We start from the raw sequence: 2,083 nt of genomic DNA, 5'->3' as shown, positions 1-2,083 counted from the left end.
TTTTCATTTCTTATTACGGAGAAATGAAACAGTGTGTCGTTTCAATTTTCAGCTTGATCCAGATTTTTAAAGAGCAAATATCTCAAACGTCACCCGAAGGTAAGTTTTGAGATATTAAGGCCGGCGACTTTCACTCACACAAACCAGCAAGTGGCGTCCCCTAGGGGATTCGAACCCCTGTTACCGCCGTGAAAGGGCGGTGTCCTGGGCCTCTAGACGAAGGGGACGTGTCAGTCTCAATCGCAAGACGCCTTGCTATTTACTTTTCATCAGACAATCTGTGTGAGCACTACAAAGAACGTTTCTTTAAGGTAAGGAGGTGATCCAACCGCAGGTTCCCCTACGGTTACCTTGTTACGACTTCACCCCAGTCATGAATCACAAAGTGGTAAGCGCCCTCCCGAAGGTTAAGCTACCTACTTCTTTTGCAACCCACTCCCATGGTGTGACGGGCGGTGTGTACAAGGCCCGGGAACGTATTCACCGTGGCATTCTGATCCACGATTACTAGCGATTCCGACTTCATGGAGTCGAGTTGCAGACTCCAATCCGGACTACGACGCACTTTATGAGGTCCGCTTGCTCTCGCGAGGTCGCTTCTCTTTGTATGCGCCATTGTAGCACGTGTGTAGCCCTACTCGTAAGGGCCATGATGACTTGACGTCATCCCCACCTTCCTCCAGTTTATCACTGGCAGTCTCCTTTGAGTTCCCGGCCGGACCGCTGGCAACAAAGGATAAGGGTTGCGCTCGTTGCGGGACTTAACCCAACATTTCACAACACGAGCTGACGACAGCCATGCAGCACCTGTCTCACGGTTCCCGAAGGCACCAAGCCATCTCTGGCAAGTTCCGTGGATGTCAAGAGTAGGTAAGGTTCTTCGCGTTGCATCGAATTAAACCACATGCTCCACCGCTTGTGCGGGCCCCCGTCAATTCATTTGAGTTTTAACCTTGCGGCCGTACTCCCCAGGCGGTCGACTTAACGCGTTAGCTCCGGAAGCCACGCCTCAAGGGCACAACCTCCAAGTCGACATCGTTTACGGCGTGGACTACCAGGGTATCTAATCCTGTTTGCTCCCCACGCTTTCGCACCTGAGCGTCAGTCTTTGTCCAGGGGGCCGCCTTCGCCACCGGTATTCCTCCAGATCTCTACGCATTTCACCGCTACACCTGGAATTCTACCCCCCTCTACAAGACTCTAGCCTGCCAGTTTCGGATGCAGTTCCCAGGTTGAGCCCGGGGATTTCACATCCGACTTGACAGACCGCCTGCGTGCGCTTTACGCCCAGTAATTCCGATTAACGCTTGCACCCTCCGTATTACCGCGGCTGCTGGCACGGAGTTAGCCGGTGCTTCTTCTGCGAGTAACGTCAATCGCTGCGGTTATTAACCACAACGCCTTCCTCCTCGCTGAAAGTACTTTACAACCCGAAGGCCTTCTTCATACACGCGGCATGGCTGCATCAGGCTTGCGCCCATTGTGCAATATTCCCCACTGCTGCCTCCCGTAGGAGTCTGGACCGTGTCTCAGTTCCAGTGTGGCTGGTCATCCTCTCAGACCAGCTAGGGATCGTCGCCTAGGTGAGCCGTTACCCCACCTACTAGCTAATCCCATCTGGGCACATCCGATGGCAAGAGGCCCGAAGGTCCCCCTCTTTGGTCTTGCGACATTATGCGGTATTAGCTACCGTTTCCAGTAGTTATCCCCCTCCATCGGGCAGTTTCCCAGACATTACTCACCCGTCCGCCACTCGTCACCCAAGGAGCAAGCTCCTCTGTGCTACCGTTCGACTTGCATGTGTTAGGCCTGCCGCCAGCGTTCAATCTGAGCCATGATCAAACTCTTCAATTTAAGTTTGATGCTCGTGAATTAAACTTCGTAATGAATTACGTATGTTCACTCAGAGACTTGGTATTCATTTTTCGTCTTGCGACGTTAAGAATCCGTATCTTCGAGTGCCCACACAGATTGTCTGATAAATTGTTAAAGAGCAGTTGCGACGCGCTTTAGCGCTCTGTCGCGAGGTGGCGTATATTACGCTTTCCTCTTTCAGAGTCAACCCTCATTTTCAGGTTTTTCC

1 tRNA gene and 1 rRNA gene are annotated in these 2,083 nt (G+C 52.2%); both read right to left on the bottom strand.

Annotation, left to right across the window (positions count from 1 at the left end):
• Positions 1–151: 151 nt before the first annotated feature.
• Positions 152–227: transfer RNA gene (locus JTI85_RS02600), tRNA-Glu, on the bottom strand.
• Between the two features lie 85 nt (positions 228–312).
• Positions 313–1,854, bottom strand: a 16S ribosomal RNA gene (locus JTI85_RS02595).
• Between the last annotated feature and the right edge of the window lie 229 nt (positions 1,855–2,083).

Source organism: Citrobacter sp. Colony219 (genome assembly GCF_019382635.1).
In the GTDB taxonomy this organism is placed as follows: Bacteria; Pseudomonadota; Gammaproteobacteria; order Enterobacterales; family Enterobacteriaceae; genus Citrobacter; species Citrobacter youngae.
Note: the sequence above shows the minus strand (reverse complement) of the source record. Positions and strands in the feature narration are given on the sequence as shown.